This is a genomic window from Microbacterium sp. 1.5R, from assembly GCF_007667425.1.
Taxonomy (GTDB): domain Bacteria; phylum Actinomycetota; class Actinomycetes; order Actinomycetales; family Microbacteriaceae; genus Microbacterium.
Window position 1 is genome coordinate 46565 of the sequence record NZ_VDRC01000002.1, and the last position, 16632, is coordinate 63196.

The 16632-nt window shown below is 67.5% G+C and carries 15 protein-coding genes and 1 tRNA gene; 6 read left to right on the forward strand and 10 right to left on the reverse strand.

The features are described 5' to 3' along the window. Nucleotides 1–5 precede the first annotated feature (5 nt). Both FSY98_RS11145 and FSY98_RS11150 read left to right on the forward strand, forming a co-directional pair. Nucleotides 6–90, forward strand: a tRNA-Ser gene (locus tag FSY98_RS11145). Nucleotides 91–139: 49 nt separating this feature from the next. Beyond that, nucleotides 140–1387: an LCP family protein gene (locus FSY98_RS11150; protein WP_144876757.1), complete on the forward strand. Its 1248-nt coding sequence runs from the start codon at nt 140–142 to the stop codon at nt 1385–1387. A 104-nt stretch (nt 1388–1491) separates the two neighbouring features. On the opposite strand, the gene FSY98_RS11155 is transcribed toward FSY98_RS11150, so the two are convergent. From FSY98_RS11155 to FSY98_RS11175, 5 genes are read right to left on the reverse strand one after another with little or no spacing between them, the layout of a single operon-like run. Next, nucleotides 1492–2214, reverse strand: coding sequence for an MgtC/SapB family protein (locus FSY98_RS11155; RefSeq protein WP_260857378.1), 723 nt, complete (start codon nt 2212–2214; stop codon nt 1492–1494). After that, nucleotides 2211–3077 carry a YdcF family protein gene (locus tag FSY98_RS11160; protein WP_144876758.1) on the reverse strand — a complete coding sequence of 289 codons (867 nt, stop codon included), beginning with the start codon at nt 3075–3077 and terminating at the stop codon, nt 2211–2213. The genes FSY98_RS11155 and FSY98_RS11160 overlap by 4 nt, the downstream gene beginning before the upstream one ends. Before the next feature lie 41 nt (nt 3078–3118). Next, entirely contained in the window at nt 3119–4420 is a 1302-nt protein-coding gene (locus FSY98_RS11165; protein WP_186307656.1) for an ABC transporter substrate-binding protein, read from the reverse strand. A 47-nt stretch (nt 4421–4467) separates the two neighbouring features. Continuing rightward, entirely contained in the window at nt 4468–5313 is an 846-nt protein-coding gene (locus tag FSY98_RS11170; protein WP_144876760.1) for a carbohydrate ABC transporter permease, read from the reverse strand. Further along, nucleotides 5310–6230, reverse strand: a complete 921-nt coding sequence (locus tag FSY98_RS11175; RefSeq protein WP_144876761.1) for a carbohydrate ABC transporter permease — start codon at nt 6228–6230, stop codon at nt 5310–5312. The genes FSY98_RS11170 and FSY98_RS11175 overlap by 4 nt, the downstream gene beginning before the upstream one ends. A 167-nt stretch (nt 6231–6397) precedes the next feature. Here FSY98_RS11175 and FSY98_RS11180 point away from each other — a divergent pair, with 167 nt between their 5' ends. The 4 genes from FSY98_RS11180 (at nt 6398) to FSY98_RS11195 (ending at nt 10043) form a co-directional block, all read left to right on the forward strand. Further along, complete coding sequence (locus tag FSY98_RS11180; RefSeq protein ID WP_144876762.1) at nt 6398–7246, forward strand: protein phosphatase 2C domain-containing protein; 849 nt, start codon at nt 6398–6400, stop codon at nt 7244–7246. Nucleotides 7247–7263: 17 nt separating this feature from the next. Then, nucleotides 7264–8274: a LacI family DNA-binding transcriptional regulator gene (locus tag FSY98_RS11185; RefSeq protein ID WP_186307657.1), complete on the forward strand. Its 1011-nt coding sequence runs from the start codon at nt 7264–7266 to the stop codon at nt 8272–8274. 78 nt (nt 8275–8352) lie between these two features. Continuing rightward, nucleotides 8353–8844, forward strand: coding sequence for a hypothetical protein (locus FSY98_RS11190; protein ID WP_144876764.1), 492 nt, complete (start codon nt 8353–8355; stop codon nt 8842–8844). A 38-nt stretch (nt 8845–8882) separates the two neighbouring features. Continuing rightward, entirely contained in the window at nt 8883–10043 is a 1161-nt protein-coding gene (locus FSY98_RS11195; RefSeq protein WP_144876765.1) for a phosphodiester glycosidase family protein, read from the forward strand. A 176-nt stretch (nt 10044–10219) separates the two neighbouring features. Here the strand turns inward: FSY98_RS11195 and FSY98_RS11200 are convergent, their stop codons facing one another. The 5 genes from FSY98_RS11200 to rhaS all read right to left on the reverse strand — a co-directional run bounded on the left by FSY98_RS11200 (nt 10220) and on the right by rhaS (nt 16631). After that, nucleotides 10220–11620, reverse strand: a complete 1401-nt coding sequence (locus FSY98_RS11200; RefSeq protein ID WP_144876766.1) for a rhamnulokinase family protein — start codon at nt 11618–11620, stop codon at nt 10220–10222. Continuing rightward, complete coding sequence (locus FSY98_RS11205) at nt 11617–13653, reverse strand: bifunctional aldolase/short-chain dehydrogenase (RefSeq protein ID WP_144876767.1); 2037 nt, start codon at nt 13651–13653, stop codon at nt 11617–11619. Before FSY98_RS11205 ends, FSY98_RS11200 begins: the two co-directional genes overlap by 4 nt. Next, on the reverse strand, nt 13650–14039 hold the full coding sequence (locus FSY98_RS11210) for an L-rhamnose mutarotase (RefSeq protein ID WP_144876768.1): 390 nt from the start codon (nt 14037–14039) through the stop codon (nt 13650–13652). The genes FSY98_RS11205 and FSY98_RS11210 overlap by 4 nt, the downstream gene beginning before the upstream one ends. Continuing rightward, complete coding sequence (locus FSY98_RS11215) at nt 14039–15484, reverse strand: L-fucose/L-arabinose isomerase family protein (RefSeq protein ID WP_144876769.1); 1446 nt, start codon at nt 15482–15484, stop codon at nt 14039–14041. The genes FSY98_RS11210 and FSY98_RS11215 overlap by 1 nt, the downstream gene beginning before the upstream one ends. 91 nt (nt 15485–15575) lie before the next feature. Then, the gene (gene rhaS, locus FSY98_RS11220; RefSeq protein WP_144876770.1) at nt 15576–16631 is read right to left on the reverse strand and encodes a rhamnose ABC transporter substrate-binding protein; all 1056 of its coding nucleotides are present in this window, start codon (nt 16629–16631) and stop codon (nt 15576–15578) included. Between the last annotated feature and the right edge of the window lies 1 nt (nt 16632).

Here is a 16632-nt window from a genome sequence, read left to right on the forward strand (position 1 = left end):
TGTCGGGAGGGTTGTCCGAGCGGCCGATGGAGCTGGTCTTGAAAACCAGTGGGCAGAGATGTCTCGTGGGTTCGAATCCCACACCCTCCGCTTCGAAGCACGGTGCCGCGCACCGAGACGCTGAACCGAAAGGCCACGAGTGAGTCCCCACACCCGCCGCCGTCGTACCCTCGCACGACACGGTCAGCAGCGCACTCCCGGTGCGGTCAGCCAACTCCTGAAGTTCATCGCCATCGGTCTCGCCGTCGTCCTGGTGAGCGGGCTCGGGGTCGCCGCATACGTCGTCTACGACCTGTCCAGCACGGTGACGGCGAACGCGGTCGAACTCGAGGGCACCGACCAGCTGCCTCCGGACATCGGTGAGTACGAGGGCGGGTTCAACCTGCTCCTCACCGGTGTCGACACGTGCGAGGAGGCCTACGCGCAGTACTTCGGAGCACGCTGCGAGGGGGCCGACTCCGAGGGCACCCTCAACGACGTGAATCTGCTGGTGCACGTCTCGGAGGAGCCCCGCCGCATCACGGTGGTGAGCTTTCCTCGCGACCTCATGCTCGGCATCCCCGCCTGCGAAGACGACGAGGGCAACACTCACTCGGCGATGAGCAAGCAGCCGCTCAACACGGCGTACACCGACGGCGGCCTGAACTGCGTCGCCAAGACCATCACGCAGCTGACGGGGCAGGAGATCCAGTTCGCCGCGTCCGTGACCTTCGGCGGTGTGATCGAGATCACCAACGCGATCGGCGGCGTCGAGGTCTGTCTCGCGAACCCGATCAAGGACAGGTACACCGGGCTCGACATGACTGCGGGCACCCACACCGTCCAGGGGCTCGAGGCGCTGCAGTTCCTCCGCACCCGCCACGGGGTCGGCGACGGAAGCGACCTCGGACGCATCGGCAACCAGCAGCAGTACATGTCGAGCCTTGTGCGCAAGCTGATCAGCAGCGACACCCTCGGGAACTTCCCGACGATGCTGAAGCTCGCCAACACCGGCCTCAGCAACATGGAGACCAGCACGTCCCTCGCCAACCCGACGATGATCGCCCAGATCGCGCTCGCCGTGAAGTCGGTGCCGTTCGAGGACATCGTCTTCCTCCAGTACCCCACGGGCACCGACGCCGACAACCCGAACAAGGTCGTCGCGAACAAGTCGGCCGCCGAGGCGATGTGGGACGCGATCAACCAGAACGCCCAGCTGGTGGTGACGCACGAGAACACCGCCAATGACGGTGTCGTCGTGACGGACCCGACTCCCGAGACCCCCGCCGTGCCCGATCCGACGGCGACAGCGCCGGCGACCGGAGACCCCGGCGTCGTCGCCCTCCCGGATTCGATCAAGGGCAACTCAGCCGCTCAGCAGACCTGCTCCAACGGCAACGTCCGCTGACCGGTCGCTGAACGAGCGGGCTCCGGAGGTCCGCACGCTTCCGCTTCGTGGCGGATGGGCAGCACACCAGCTTCATCGACCTCGGAGAGCGACCTGATCATAGGTCACGGCCTTTCTCCGACGAAGCGGATCGAGTCGACGCCAGGAACATCCGACAGGATCTCGACGAGGTCGAGCGGGTCCGATCCCCCCTCCGACCGCAGCGTCAACAGCACTTCTCGTCGCGGAGCCTTCGTCGTACCGCGCGCCACCTCGCGGACTTCTGACACGATGGCTTCGAAGCCGGATGCTGCCGAGATCCCGAGGACCGTACGAAGTGCTCCTCTGCCCTCCCGATAACGGACGCGCACTGTCGTCACTGCGGATGTCGTGGACGGTCGGAGCCTGTTTCCGAGCTTGCGCAGAGCCCAGACCGCGAACAGGTGGATGGCGGTGCCCGCGATGGCGAGCGATGGCGAGCCGGCGCCGCAGGCCATCCCTATCGAGGCGGTCATCCAGATCGACGCGGCCGTTGTGAGACCGGCGACGGAGTTCTGCCTGACGAATATCACCCCGGCGCCGAGAAATCCGATCCCCGACACCACCTGGGCGGCGATTCGAGAGGGGTCCACGATTGCGTCGGGTGCTGCCACGCTGCTGAAGCCGTAGGCAGAGACCAGCGTGAAGACGGCTGAACCGACGCCGACCAATGCGTGGGTGCGCAATCCCGCGCTCTTGAGATTTCGATGACGTTCCAGCCCGATCATCGAGGAGAGGACGAAGGCGAGCGCCAAGAGTGTGATCTCTGTCAGCGTGCTGGCTCTCAGCCACTCGATGTCGAGATTCACTGGGCGGTGTCACAGGTGACGGAGGCGTCGACCCCGTCGATCTCGACGAATCGCGCTTCCAGGTCGGGGGTCCGCTCCGCGTGCAGCCGGAAGCCTCTGAGACGCAGAGCATCGCGGTATGTGGCCGACCGCTCGACCGCAGTGAAAGCTCGGTGCGGTGCGCTGCTGACAGGAGACACCTTCTCGAACTCTCCGGTCAGGCGAAGCAGGGACGTCGCCCGGGTGAGATGCGGTTCATCGGAGACCACGATCACGGATCGTGCGTTCTCGTCTGCGGCGAACTGGCGCCCGTACTGGATGTTCTCGAGTGTGTCCCGCGAGTGGCGCTCAATCAGGACCCGCTCTGAGGCCACGCCGAGTTGTCGCAGACGCCTCGCCATGACAGACGCCTCGCTGACAGCGGTCAGACCCACGGCTCCGCCCGAGACGAGTACTTTCGCATCGGGAAGATCCGTCGCGAGCCGCGACGTCACCTCGAGGCGGCGCAGCAGCCTCTGCGAGGCGCGACCGTCGTTCGTCAACCGGAATCCCAGCACCATGATCAGATCCGCGCCGTCGCTTGCGCCTCGCTGCTCGACCGCGTATTCATCCACTGCCTGCACCGTCGAGAGAGCGAGATCGGCGATGCTCTCGGAGGCGGAACGAAGACGCAACCACGCGCCCGCCTCGTCCGCCGAACAAAGTGCCCGCAGCATCGCGGCGCGGAAGGCGAGTGCATCGACGGCTCCCGGCGCCACGGCAGACGCTCGTTCGAACCACTCTGCCGCCTGTTCCAGGTCGCCTTCAGCCACCTCGTGAGCGGCACGCGCGATCGCGATGTTCGCCCATTGCTCCCGATCCCACTCCCGACCTCGTCTGGTCACGTCGCTGCGTACGATGGCACTTCTGGGGTCCGGCGAACGGCTCACTTCGAGAGTGCTGCGTCGGCTTCGTCGGCCGCAGCGTCGAGGGCGGCTTTCGGTGACACCTGCTGCAGCATCGCTTTCTCGATCTGCCGCGCCAGAGCACTGCTCACTGCCGCGTACTCGGGAATCGCCGGGCGCGCGCGAGCGTAGTCGAGCTGGTCCGAGAAGGCCGAGATCCGCGGGTCGCGATCGACGTGCTGCTGCCAGGCGGCGCTCTCCGCAGTACGCGCACTGGTGGGAAGGTAGCCGGTCCCGATCGCCCACTCCGCCTGCTGGTCCGGCTGCAAGGCCCACGAGAGGAATGCCCACGCGGCATCCTTCTCCTCGTCGGAGCTTTCGAGGATGTAGGAGACGTTCGTGCCGGTGTTCATCGCCGGCTGCTTCAGTTCGGGGAAGGCGACGACTTCGGCTACGCCCTCGCCCAGTGCCTCGTCCAAGATGGCGAGGTCTGCGGGGCGACCGATGAACATCTGCACCTGTCCCGCGATGAACCCGGGGATCCCGGTCTGCTGGGTATCGTCATCGAGGCTCGACGGGTACGCGTGGCCGTCCTTGACGAGATCCGTCCAGGTCGTCAGGGCTTCCACCCCTGCGGGGCTGGCGAACTCCGCCGACGTGTTGTCCTCACTGAGGAACTCGCCACCCGCGCTCCACAGCATCGACTGCCACGTGAAGGAGGTCCACTCCCCGGGGCCGATCGGCAGGTAGATGCCGTACTTCCCGTCCGAGGTGAGCGTCGCTGACGCCTCGGCGACCTCGCCCCATGTCCGTGGCGGCTCGATTCCGGCAGCACTGAACGCCTTCGTGTTGTAGATGAGTGCGTAGGCGCCGCCGTCGGTAGGGAGAGAGTAGACGGAGCCGTCGAAGGTACTCGGCTCCAGCATCCCCGGGAAGATGTCCTTCTTCTCCACGGGGTGATCCCCCTCACCGAAGTAGGGCGTGAGATCGACCACCGCCTCGGACTCGAGGAGAGCGCCGATGCGCGAGGCATTGCTGTCGCCGAAGACGATGTTCGGTGTGTCCTTCGTGCGGATCGCGTTCTGGATCTGCGACGCGAATTGATCGGCGGTTCCCGCGATGAACTGGCGCTTCACCACGTACTCCTTCTGCGACCCGTTGAATTCCTCGATCAGATCGTCGAGTACCGCCGATGCATCCCCTCCCTTCTGGTCCCAGAGTGTGATCGTCGTCGATTTTCCGGATTGTGATTCGGCGGCCTGTGTCGAGCAGGCGGTCGTCCCGGCGAGCATGAGGATGGCAGCGGTCGCTGCGGTGCTGCGGAGGAGGGGGCGAGGGAGCATGTGATGTTTCCTTTCGAGGGTGTGGGACATGGCGGCGTGAGGACGGGTCACCGGAGTTGGCCTGACACGGCGTTCAGGATCTGCTTCTGCAGGACGAGATAGACGACGAGCACGGGGACGATCGCCAGCGTCGACGCCGCCATCAGGACGTTGAAGCCGGACGCACTGTCCGCGGTGCGGAACATGGCGAGTCCGAGTTGCACGGTGAACAGCTCGGACTTCGTGACCACGACCAGCTGGAAGAAGAAGTTGTTCCAGTTGTAGGTGAACGAGAGGATCGTGAAGGCGCCGATCATCGGCATCGCCATCGGCGTGACGATCGTCCAGAATCGGCGCCACACTCCGGCGCCGTCCAGCGACGCGGCCTCTTCGATCTCCGTCGACAGATTGACGAAGAACTGTCGGAACAGGAACACCCCGAGTATCGATGGGATGTTCGGGATGATCAGCCCTTCGTAAGTGTTCGTCCAGCCGAGACCGGACAGCAGGTCGACGAGCGGATTGAAGACCAGCTCGAAGGGGACGAGGAGAGCGGTGAGGAGGATGCCGAAGATGATGCGGCTACCCGGGAACTGCAGGCGGGCGAACGCATAACCGGCCATGAGGCTCGTGAGCACCTGGCCCAGTGTCGCCGTGGCCGTGGTCAACAGACTGTTGCCGTAGTAGAGGAGGAACGGTGCACGCTCGAAGACCGTGGCGTAGTTCTCCCATACCCATTCCGACGGCACGAATGTCGGGGGAAACGCGGCGATCTCAGCCGAGGTCTTGACGCTCGAGAGCAGCATCCACAGGAAAGGCGCCGCGGCCAACACCACCGCCAGTGCGAGGATCGATACCCGCGTCAGCCCCGCGGGCGAGACGGGGCCGCGCCGACCGGCGCCCGTCCGGCTCACTGCATCTCCACAGCGTCGCGACGCGTCGAGAGCTTCAACTGCACGGACGCGATCATCAGACCGGCCAGTAGCAGGACCACTGCTCCTGCTGTCGCGGCGCCGCCGTCGAAGCGCACGAATCCCTGTTCGTAGATCCAGTAGAGGACGGTGGTCGACGAGCCTGCAGGACCACCTCGGGTGAGGACGTGGATCTGAGTGAAGGCCTGCAGTGCGCCGAGCGTGCCGGTGACGGTGAGGAAGGTCGTGGTCGGTCCGACCAACGGCCACGAGATCGAGCGGAACTGCCGGAAAGGCCCGGCGCCGTCCAACGTCGCGGCTTCGTAGTACGACTCGGGGATGACGGCGAGCGCTGACGAGTAGATGATCATGGTGAACCCGACCTGACTCCAGACGGTGAAGAGCACGATGGCGACGAGCGACCACGGTGCCGCGTTGAGGAACGGCACCGGAGGGAGCCCGAAGAGCTGTAGGGGCGCATTCGCCAGGCCGCCGAATGGTGTCAGCAGGTAGGTGAAGACGAGAGCGCTGCCGACGGTGGGAGCGATGAAGGGGAGGAAGAGGATCGCTCGTACTGCGGACCGTCCGCGGAAGGGCGATCGCATCATCGCCGCCAGGACCAGTCCCGACGCCAGGGAGAGCGGCACGACCGTCGCCACGAGCACGACGGTGACGAGAACTGCGTTCAGGAATTCCGCGTCGGTGAAGATACGTGCGTAGTTGCTGAGACCGACCGGGTGCGCTGCCGAGAATCCGGCGGGGTTCCAGTCCGTGAAGCTGTAGAGAACCGTGTGAGCGAGAGGCAGGAGATAGAAGATCGACAGGAGGGTCGTGGTCGGCGCGATCAGCGGGTATCCCAGTCGGCCCTCGCGGCGGGCGAGCAGAGACGGAGCCGGTGAGTATCTGATCTTCCGAACCACTGCGGTCCTTTCCTCCGATTGGGCGCAACGCTGCTCGACTGCGAGACTGGGCGACTTCTGCGCTTGTTGTTGACTTTCCGAGAACGTTCTCGGTAACCTCGCCCCGAGTATTCAGGCTCCTAACAAACCTCGTCAACCCCGAGGCGACGCTAAATATCAGGAGAGTCATGAGAGTGGAATTACGCTCCGAGCCCGGAAGCGCCGAGCGCGAGAACGAGGACTGGGTGGGCGCATCGTCCGGCGTCTTCGTCGTGGTCGACGGTGCCGGCAGCCCGCCAGAGCTCGGCACGGGATGCTCCCACGGAGTTGCGTGGTATGCCACTCGACTGGGATCGACCGCCCTCGGTTTCGGCGAAGACCGGGATCGGTCCCTCGTGGACGCGCTCGGCCTTGCGATCGCCGATGTCGCCGCCCTGCACGCGGACACATGTGATCTCACTCATCCCGGCACGCCGTCCGCCGCCATCGCGCTGGCTCGGCGAACGGGTGAGGGCTCGTCGAGTCGACTCGAGTACGCCGTGCTCGCCGACTGTTCGGTGCTGATCGTCGGGCGCAGACACGCGGAGGTCATCACCGATCGACGTGAGGCGAGCGCCGGCGCGGAGTTCCTGACGGCCGGAGCGTGGTCGCCGATCGACGCGCCCGGCCACCTCGACGAGATCGCGAGCTACATGGAGCGCATGCGCGCGCATCGCAACAAGCCCGGCGGTTTCTGGGTGGCAGCGTCAGATCCCTCGGCGGCCTCCGAGGCGATCCACGGTTCGAGGGAGCTCGAGGATGCCGCAGCAGTCGTGCTCCTCTCCGACGGCGCGTCGCGTCCGATCGACCTCTTCCAGAACATGACCCCAGAGGAGCTCGTCACCCGGCTCACTGTGAGCGGCAGTACAGCGTTTCTCGCCGATCTTCGCGACTGGGAACGCAGCGACCCGAACGGCGTGACCTGGCCACGGGCGAAACGGCACGACGACGCGTCGGTGGTCGCATGGTTCCACGATGAACGGCAGGTCCAGCGGTGACCGCCGACCGCCGGCCGGTGACCATCGTGGATATCGCCCGTGAGGCCGGGGTGTCGAAGGCGACAGTCTCACGAGCGCTCCGCGAGGATCCGGACACCTCGGCGTCCACCCGCGAACACGTCATCGAGGTGGCGAGGAGCCTGGGCTACGTCGTGAACGCCCATGCTCGGGCCCTGCGTTCTGCGGCTCCTGTCATCGTCGGGGCGATCCTCCGCGACTCGAGCAACCCCGTCTACGGTGCGCTGCATGTCGCACTGCAGCGCAGGGCGAACGCGCGGGGGCTGTCAATCGTGGCGATGACGGCCGTCGATCCCGACGAGCCGGAGGAGGAGCTCCGTGCGATCGAAGCCCTCCTGTCATTGCGCGTGAGCGGCATCCTCGTTTGCAGTGCCACGGTCGGTGGTGCGGACATCGCTGCGCTGTCGGCTCGGGTGCCTATGGTCTCGCTCGCGAGTCCGATCACCCGGCCGGCGATGCATGGGATCGCGTACGACGAACGAGCTGCCGGCCGCGACCTGGCCGCGGCGATCATAGCCTCTGGCCACCGCCGAGTCGCGGTGCACGACGTGCCCCGCAGCGACTCACCCAGCGTCCACATCCGCACCACCGCCATGATGACTGCTCTCCGCAGAAGCGGAGCCGACGTGACTCGCATCTCGTACACCCGAGAGCACGACGAAGCCGACGGCCTGCGCCGCGCGCAGGAGTACGGAGCGACGGCGATCGCGTGCGCGAACGATGCGGTCATGCTCCGCTACATGGCGCTGGCCGAATCTCGCGGGATTCGCGTCCCCGTGGATATCTCCATGATCGGATGCGATCACGTGGGTCCGTTCGCGGCGCCGGCCCTCGGACTCACCAGCTACCGACTCCCGGTGGAGGAGGTCGCATCAGCCGGCGTCGACCTGATGTGCGACCTGCTCGATGACCCTGGAATCGCGACCCGCCGGCAACGGCTGCGGGGCGAGTTCATCCCTGGGCGCACGCTCGCGCCGATAGCCACCGCGGACGCCGTGGCCGACCGATAGACCTGTGACGCATCTCATCCGGCGCTCCCGACGTCACGGGGGGAAACAACGGAGTGCCGAACTTCGAAAGGAAATGCCATGCGCAAGAAAATTACTGCCGCCGCCCTCGCCACTGTGCTCGCCCTCGGAGGAGTGCTCTCCGTACCGACGGCAGCGTCGGCCGACCTTCGTCCGACGTGCTCGTCTTCTCGTGAGTTCGACGCGGGGCTCGGCTCTGGGAAGACCTACCTCTGCGCGCGTTTCGAGGCGAAGACGCTGTTCTTCTCGGCCGTCATGGCCCACCTTCGGGGATTCCCGGGGAACTGGACGTTCGAAGGCAACATCGTCGTCACCCGTGACGGTGCGACAGTTGCCGCCTACCCGTTCTCTCGGACTCTGAAAGACTTCGCACTGGTCGGCGGCGCAGACAGCGACGAGCTCGCCAACCACTTCTCGCTGCCCATCTTCGTTCCGGGGGACTACGAGATCATCATGGACGGGCACGTCATCGGGAAGCGCCCGTTCGACGGCGCGGAGTGGGGGCAGGCCGTCATCAAGGTGGACACCGTCCGTCTGCCGATCGCGCTGTGACGAACGTGTCGTCGAGGCGGCGCCGCAGGCGCCCTGTCATGTGCGCCGCGACCGTCATCGTCGGGGTGACGATCGTCTCTGGGATCACCGTCCCCGCGGCCAGCGCGGCGGTCGACGTCGCGTACACCGACTCTCTCGCCGCATTCAACACGGCCGCGTTCGAGAGCCAGTCCACCGGCACCACCATCGTGTACCAGGCAGACAGGAGCCACCCGCTCCCGGCGGCGCACGCGTCGGGTGAGAAGGGCGTCGTGGCCACGACCGCCAGCGTCATCATCATCCCCAACGCGTCGGGGATACGGAAGGACCGGCCGCGGCCCCGCCCCGGACTGCTGCCGGACGACCATGAAGGCGAGGAACTCCGCTGTGAGAACAACGCCAACGCGGTCGTCGCCGGGAAGCATCAGAACGCAGAGCTCTATACCCCGGCGGAAGCCTGGGAGCGGATGCATCAGCCCACCGTCCTGCTCAACGCCAACTACTTCGAGGTGCGGCCGCAGGCTGCGGGGACGAAGTGGGGCACCAATAAGTGCTCGTCACCGTACGGGATGTACTACGACAACCATCCCGGCTCGAGTCAGGACCCCGCCGTGCACGGTGGGCCCTACTTCGAGGGCCTCGCCGGGTTCTACCAGGATGAGACGGGCGAGTCGGCACCGCTGGATACCCTGTTCTTCATCGACGAGAATTCGCGGGGGCCACGTCCGACGAGCAGCTTCGAGCTGGTGACGAACTCCGACCCGAGCTCGCTCGAGTCGGTGAATCGTGCGAAGGAGCTGGAATCGCTGGGTGAGCAGTTCACGGCTGTCTCGGGGACGGCTCTGCTTCCCCGCGCCGGGGCGGGCGGCGACCTCCCCAGTCCAGACAGCAGAGCAAGCTCCACCACACGGATCGCCGTCGGGTATGACCGTGGTAATGATCGTCTGCTCATCCTGCAGGGCGGAGGGTATCGAGACGGCTTCACTCGGCAGAGCCTCACCGCGGTCATGAGGGCGCTCAACTCCACGCTCGCGATCGAGCTCGACGGTGGGGGATCAGCATCCGTCGCTGTGAGCCCGGCCGCGGTCCTGTTCCGCGGCACATCGACGCGATCCACCTACCTCAAGTGCGAGGGACAGGTGTGCTACTCGCCTGTCGTGCAGCCGAGCGGAAGTGCTCGCCCGGTCCCGGCCTGGATGACCATTCGTCTCAACTTCTGACCGGGGGACAGCGATCCGGCGGGCGCGAGGCGGCTGGGGTCCGACTCGAGCCCGTCGCGGCGCCCCGGGGCGGGGCGGGGCATCGCTCAGACCCACCCGCCGCGCCGGCACCCACCGCGAGCGACGTCGATGGCGGTGGGTCTGGACGCGCGAGATGGGTCTCGGCGATGAGCGAGTCAGGCCCGAGGAACGAAGCGCGCCGGCGGGTGGGTCGCCGCAACGAGGGCGCGGAGATCCTCGAGCGTCGTCGGCGCGCCACCGAGCGCACGGGCTTGGACGAGCACGTTCCCCAGCGCTGTCGCTTCGACGGGGCCGGCCAGAACGGGCACGCCGGAGCGGTCCGCCGTCGCCTGGCACAGCAGTCCGTTGAGCGAGCCCCCGCCGACGAGGTGGATGCTGTCGGACCCGCGCCCTGCGAGAGTCCCGGCGGTGCGCACGGCGGTGGCGAAGGCCTGGGCGATCGACTCCACGATCGAGCGAACGAGGGCCGGTCGCTCGCGAGGAGCGCGGTCGCCGAGCAGCGCCGTGATCCGTCCGGGCATGTCGCCCGGCGCGCTGAGCGAAGGGTCGTTCGTGTCGAACAGCGGCACCTCGCCCCGCACGGCCGACGCCTCGTCGAGCAGGGTGGGCAGATCGATCGCGCCGCCGTCGGCGGCTTCCCAGGCGCGCACGGTCTCGCTCAGGAGCCACAGGCCGGTGACGTTGTGAAGGAAGCGGAACCGTTCGTCGACGCCCCGTTCATGCGTGAAGTTCGCCGCGCGCGCGGCATCCGTCAGCACCGGCTCCGTCAGCTCGACGCCGACCAGCCCCCAGGTGCCGCAGGAGATGTAGGCCGAATGGGGCGTGGAGAGGGGGACGGCCGCGACGGCGGACGCCGTGTCATGCGACCCGACCGCGATCACCGGCAGGTCGGCGCCGATGCGCTCCGCGATCTCGGGGCGCAGAGCGCCGATCACAGTGCCGGGGTCGACGAGCCGGGGCAGGATGCCGCGCGGAATGCGGAGAAGGTCGGCGAGCTCCACATCCCATTCGCCCGTGTCGACGCCGAGCAGGCCCGTGGTCGAGGCATTCGTGCGCTCCGCGACGGCGACGCCCGTGAGGAGGAAGGCGATCAGATCGGGGATCAGCAGCGCGGCATCCGCCTCCGGCAGGCGCGCATCCGCGCGGTACTGGTACAGCGTGTTGAAGGTGAGGAACTGCAGGCCGTTGCGCCGGTACAGCTCGGCGAACGGGACCTCCGCGTGCGTCTCTGCAACCCCGCGGGCGGTGCGCTCGTCGCGGTAGTGGAACGGTGCTGCGAGCAGTTCTCCTGCGCGGACCAGGCCGTAGTCGACCGCCCATGAATCGATGCCGATGCTCTCGATGGCGGGTTCCCGGCGAATGGCCTCGGCGAGCCCGGCGACGACGTTCTCGTAGAGGGAATCGAAATCCCAGTGCAGACCGTCCTCGCGCTCGACTGGTCCGTTCGGGAATCGCGACACGAGTTCGAGGTCGAGCCGCCCGTCGCCGATGCGCCCGATCATGACCCGTCCGCTCGTGGCGCCCAGGTCGACGGCAGCGACGGCGCGAACGGTCATCGCAGGAACGCCGCCGCGACACCCGAATCCACGGGGATGTGCAGGCCGGTGGTGCGACTGAGCTCGGGGCCGGTGAGCACGAACACGGCGTCCGCGACGTTCTCGGGCACGACCTCGCGCTTGAGGATGGTGCGGTTGGCGTAGAACTGGCCCAGGTCCTCTTCGGCGACGCCGTAGGTAGCCGCACGGTTCGCGCCCCAGCCCGAGGCGAAGATGCCGGAGCCGCGTACGACACCGTCGGGATTGATGCCGTTGACGCGGATGCCGAATTCGCCGAGTTCGACCGCGAGCAGCCGCACCTGGTGCGCCTGGTCGGCCTTGGTCGCGGAGTAGGCGATGTTGTTCGGGCCGGCGAAGACGGAGTTCTTCGAGGAGATGTAGATGATGTCTCCGCCGAGCTTCTGATCGATCAGCACGCGCGCCGCGGCCTTCGACACGAGGAACGACCCCTTCGCCATGACGTCGTGCTGCAGGTCCCAGTCCTTCTCGGTGGTCTCGAGCAGCGGCTTCGACAGCGAAAGACCCGCGTTGTTGACGACGAGGTCGACGCCGCCGAACGCGAGCACCGCTGAGTCAAGGGCAGCCTGCACGGCATCCGCGTCCGCGACATTCGCAGCGATGCCGATCGCGACATCGGTGTTGCCGAGCTCCGCCGCGGCGGCCTGCGCCTTCTCCAGGTCGAGATCGGCGACGACGACGCACGCGCCCTCTGCCGCGAGTCGCGTGGCGATGGCCTTGCCGATGCCGCTGGCAGCGCCGGTCACGAAGGCGATGCGCCCCTGGTGCGGCTTCGGCTTCGGCATCCGCTGCAGCTTCGCCTCTTCCAGCGCCCAGTACTCGATGCGGAACTTCTCGGCGTCGGAGATGGGGGAGTACGTCGACAGCGCCTCGGCTCCCTGCATGACGTTGATGGCGTTGACGTAGAACTCGCCGGCCACGCGGGCGGTCTGCTTGTTCGCGCCGTACGAGAACATGCCCACGCCCGGTACGAGCACGATGAGGGGGTCCGCACCGCGGATCGCGGGGGACTCGGAGGTCGCGTGCGCGTCATAGTACGCCTGGTAGTCGGCGCGATACTCCTCGTGCAGCTCGTGCAGCCGCGCGATCTGCTCGGAGGCGGAGGCCGTGGCTGGCAGATCGAGGATGAGCGGCTTGACCTTGGTGCGGAGGAAGTGATCGGGGCAACTCGTGCCGAGGGCGGCGAGCTCCGGCGCGCGCTCGGAGGCGAGGAAGTCGAGCACCACGGGGGAGTCGGTGAAGTGGCCGACCATGGGCTTGTCGTGCGAGGCGATACCGCGGATCGTCGGGGCGAGCGCCGCCGCGCGCGTGCGCCGCGCGTCGTCGGGGAGCGCCTCGTAGCCGCTGCGAACGCCGCCGAACGGGTCGGCACTGCCGTGCTGTGCGATGTACGACGCGGCGGCGTCGATGATCCAGAGGGAGTTCGCCTCGGCCTGCTCCGACGTGTCGCCCCACGCGGTGATGCCGTGGCCGCCGAGGATGCAGCCGACGGCCCGCGGGTTCGCCGCCTTGATCTCCGCGATGTCGAGTCCGAGCTGGAACCCGGGGCGCCGCCACGGCACCCACACGACTTTCTCGCCGAAGATCGTCGACGTGAGCTCCTCACCGTCGGCGGCCGTCGCGATCGCGATGCCCGAGTCGGGGTGCAGGTGGTCGACGTGGGCGGCGTCGACGAGTCCGTGCATGGCCGTGTCGATCGACGGCGCAGCGCCGCCCTTGCCGTGCAGGCAGTAGTCGAAGGCGGCGACCATCTCGTCTTCCCGGTCGACACCGGGGTAGACGTCGACGAGGGCGCGCATCCGGTCGAGGCGCAGGACCGCGAGCCCCTGCTCGGTGAGGGTGCCGAGGTCGCCCCCCGAGCCCTTGACCCACAGCAGCTCGACCGGCTGACCCGTCACCGGGTCGGTCGCCGTGCCCTTCGCCGAGGTGTTGCCGCCGGCGTAGTTCGTGTTCTTGGGGTCGGCGCCCAGGCGGTTCGACCGCTCGATGAGTGCGGCGGCGGTGGGGTTCGTCATGAGTTCTCCAGGCCGGATGCGGACGGCGTCGGGTGCGACCGCTCGGGGTCGTCGATGGGCAGGGTCTCGAGCTGCTGCTCGAGCTGGAAGACGGAAGGGAGGAATTCAGGGCCGGCACCTGATCCGTCGTCCGCGAAGAAGGGGGCCATGTCGGCCTGCCAGCGGGTGTTGATCTCCGTCTCGCCCATGGCGGCGACGGATGCCTCGACGTCGTCGGACTCGAAGTATCCGATGAGCAGGCCGTCAGGGGCGAGGAAGAGCGAGTAGTTGGTCCAGCCGCTGCGCGCCAGTGCGCGCAGCATGTCCGGCCACACCGCGGCATGCCGCTCGCGGTACTCGGCCATCCGCTCGGGGCGGACCCTCAGACGGAAGCAGGCGCGCTGCATCACACCTCCCGGAAATCGATGCCGAGCAGCGAAGCCGCCGCGCGGTAGTCCTCGACCCGCGCTCCGATGGAGAGCGACCAGTGGTGGCCGATGCCGGTGGCGGACCAGGCATCGACCCACTCGCCCGGGTCCCGTCCGAAGTCCACGCGGCTCGTCGTGTTTCCGATCTCGAGCAGCGGACCGGGAACGACGGTGCCGGTGGAGGCGACGAACGACAGCGATCCGTCGCGGTCCTGCCCGAGGCCGAGCAGCGTCACCGGACCGGGCTGCACGTCGAACTCGACGGACACGCCCCACCCGCGCTTGCCGTGATAGACCCCGAGGCCGCGAAGGAGCGGATCGCGACTCGACACGGCGAGATGAGCGGGGCCGTCGTGACCCATCTCCACCACACCGTCGTCGAAATTCAGGGCCTGGATCTCGCAGAACGATCCTCCGGCACCGATGACCTGGGTGGCGAGCTGAGCGACCGTGGTGCGGAGTTCGTACTCTCCGGTCGCGGGGATGCCGCGTGCGGTGAGGAGGGAGGCTCCGAGGATCATGCCCGCACCGAGCCGCTCGTGCAGCTCGCCGCCCCAGCCGCGGTGGTAGTACGCGAGCGAGTCGAGGTCGAAGTCGTCGACGAGCCGGTCGAGGCCGACCGAGACCCGTGCACCCCAGGCGAAGTCCTCGTCCTTGACCGACTCGTCGAGGGTGAAGATCTCCTGGGCCAGCTGCATCCGCTCCCGCACCTCTGCATCGGTGACGTCGTCGACCCGCACGCGCAGGTCGTCGAACTCGAGTACTTCGACGTGCGAGCCGAACGTCGTCGGCAACAGGGTGAGATCGGTCGAGACGTCGAGCATCCCCGGGTACAGGTGCCCCATCAGCCCGTGCCGGGCGTGCCGCAGCGCTGCACGGATGTGTGCCGCGTTGATCCACCTCTCGATGCGCGCCCAGGCGGAGTCCTGACGCAACCAGCCGGACACGGATCGGAACTCGATGCCCGCTCGACGGAAGACGTTGCCCACCTCCGGTACCGGGCACTGCCCGCAGTAGGCCAGCCACGCGCCCGTGTCGAACGAGGCGTGATCCATCTTCTCGGTCGGCTGCAGATCGATCACGAGAACGGGCGAGCCGGCGCGCTGGGCGATCGGCAGCACCATGGAGGATGTCAGGTACGTCGTGAGGAACAGCACGATGAGGTCGCAGTCGGCGGTCCGCAGCGTCTCGCCCGCCGCCGCGCCCTCCTGGGCGTCGGAGATGAATCCGACGTCGACGACGTCGGCATCCATCGCCTGGAATCTCTCCGAGACGTAGCGGGAGGATTCCTGCAACTGGGGGAGGAGTCCGGGGAACTGCGGCCAATAGGTGCCGAGACCCCCGGCGACCAGGCCGATGCGAGGCCTGCGGCGCTGCTTCGCCGGCAGGAGATCGGCGAGTGCCGACGACGGGGACTGCGACATGGATTCTTCCTTCGGTCGGGCGCGTCGCGCGCCTCAGTGTGCCAGGGCGGGGCCGCTGCGGCTCTCGATGGAGAGCCGCAGCGGCGGACGACTAGAAGTCGTAGTCGTCGATGTTGTCGGTGTTGAAGACCGTCGGCGGGCCGACGATCACCGTGCCGTCGGCGCCGACCTCGCGCTCGCCGAGGTCGCCCGCCTCGAACGTGTCGCCCTCAGCGCCGGTGATGTCGCCATCGGCGAGAGCCTTGCCGGCGAAGGCGGCGACGTAGCCCAGCTGAGCCGGGTCCCACAGCGCGAACTCGGAGACCGTGCCGTCCTTGACGAACGGACGCATCTCGTTCGGCAGACCCAGACCCGTCAGCGCGACCTTGCCCTTGTACTCCGAGGTCGAGAGGTAGCGGGCGGTCGCCGCGATGCCGACCGTGGTCGGCGAGATGATGCCCTTGAGGTTCGGGTGCGCCTGCAGCAGGCCCTGGGCCTCCTGGAACGACTTCGTGTCGTCGTCGTCGCCGTAGACCTTCGCGACCAGCGTGATGTCGGCGTAGTCGGGGTTCGACTCGAGCTCCTCCTCGATGTACTTGATCCACTCGTTCTGGTTCGTGGCGTTGGCCGTGGCGGAGAGGATCGCGATCTCGCCCGAGCCGCCGATCTGCTCGGCGATGAGCTCGACCTGGATCAGCGCGACGTCCTTCGCGACGACCTGGCTGATGAACAGGTCACGGCAGTCGGGGTTCGTGTCGGAGTCGAAGGCGACGATCTTCGCGCCTCCGGAACGCGCCTCCTCGAGGGCGGGGCAGACGGCGTCGGGGTCGTTAGCGGCGATCACGATGACGTTCGTGCCGGCCTGGGTCTCTGCGTTGATGAACGAGACCTGGCTCGAGGCGCTCGCGTCGAGGGGGCCGACCACCTGGCTGTCGGCGAAGCCTGCGGCCGTGGCGCCCTCCTCGCCGCCGCCGAGCACGACGTCGGTGTACGGGTTGTTGAGCTGCTTCGGGATGAAGGTGATGGTCTGTTCGCCGTCGGCACCGGAGCCTCCGTCGCCGCCGCCCGAGGCGCCGGCGGCGCATCCGGTGGCGATGAGGGCGATGCCGGTGAGAGCTGCGATGCCCGAGAGACGACGTCGTCCGGAGCGGGTGCGGATCCACTGCATG

Excerpts from the sequence above, each read along its gene's own strand:
- FSY98_RS11200 (WP_144876766.1), bottom strand. The coding sequence starts at position 11,620 with ATGACCGTTCGCGCCGTCGCTGCCGTCGACCTGGGCGCCACGAGCGGA.
- FSY98_RS11190 (WP_144876764.1), top strand. The coding sequence starts at position 8,353 with ATGCGCAAGAAAATTACTGCCGCCGCCCTCGCCACTGTGCTCGCCCTC.
- FSY98_RS11165 (WP_186307656.1), bottom strand. The coding sequence starts at position 4,420 with ATGCTCCCTCGCCCCCTCCTCCGCAGCACCGCAGCGACCGCTGCCATC.
- FSY98_RS11205 (WP_144876767.1), bottom strand. The coding sequence starts at position 13,653 with ATGACGAACCCCACCGCCGCCGCACTCATCGAGCGGTCGAACCGCCTG.
- FSY98_RS11210 (WP_144876768.1), bottom strand. The coding sequence starts at position 14,039 with ATGCAGCGCGCCTGCTTCCGTCTGAGGGTCCGCCCCGAGCGGATGGCC.
- FSY98_RS11180 (WP_144876762.1), top strand. The coding sequence starts at position 6,398 with ATGAGAGTGGAATTACGCTCCGAGCCCGGAAGCGCCGAGCGCGAGAAC.
- rhaS (WP_144876770.1), bottom strand. The coding sequence starts at position 16,631 with ATGCAGTGGATCCGCACCCGCTCCGGACGACGTCGTCTCTCGGGCATC.
- FSY98_RS11215 (WP_144876769.1), bottom strand. The coding sequence starts at position 15,484 with ATGTCGCAGTCCCCGTCGTCGGCACTCGCCGATCTCCTGCCGGCGAAG.
- FSY98_RS11195 (WP_144876765.1), top strand. The coding sequence starts at position 8,883 with ATGTGCGCCGCGACCGTCATCGTCGGGGTGACGATCGTCTCTGGGATC.